Origin of the sequence: Stenotrophomonas maltophilia group sp. RNC7, from assembly GCF_030910085.1 — a bacterium.
Classification (GTDB): domain Bacteria; phylum Pseudomonadota; class Gammaproteobacteria; order Xanthomonadales; family Xanthomonadaceae; genus Stenotrophomonas; species Stenotrophomonas sepilia.
Window position 1 is genome coordinate 1 of record NZ_JAVFVN010000984.1, and the last position, 452, is coordinate 452.

Sequence of the window (452 nt, forward strand, 5' to 3'; positions counted from 1 at the left end):
TTGTTTGATGCTCGTCGCCGTCATTTCTTCAACTGGCCACTAGGCCTGACGCTGTGTGCGTTATGCAGTGGTGTCTGGTTTTTACTCTCAGGAAATTTTGCCCACCCGAACGCGACTTTTTGGCTTATGGGGTGGGCTGCAGTTCTCCTAGTCGCTGCATACTGGCTGGACCGCAACCGTCGTCGCACTGCGATGCAGATAGCGTTCTACAAGCAAAGGATTGAGATCATTGACCTGATTCTTCAGGATAGGATCTGACGTGAAGGCCGATAACGGTCTCAAATGGCGCAGCAATAGCAAACAGTCAATCAGAAGCGATGTAAAAAATGAGCCAGGCCCCCACTCGCATGTCACGACTCATAAGCATATTGATCGGTTGCGGTACTCTGGCGTTAAGTACTGCCTGCTCCAAACAAGAAGAGCGAAAAGCTGCTCCACCCTTGCAAGCCCCC

1 protein-coding gene is annotated in these 452 nt (G+C 51.3%); it reads left to right on the forward strand.

Annotation, left to right across the window (positions count from 1 at the left end; translation table 11 throughout):
- The coding region (locus RCF13_RS25315) for a hypothetical protein (RefSeq protein ID WP_308141649.1) at window positions 1-258 on the forward strand (258 nt) is incomplete at its 5' end.
- Window positions 259-452: the final 194 nt, after the last annotated feature.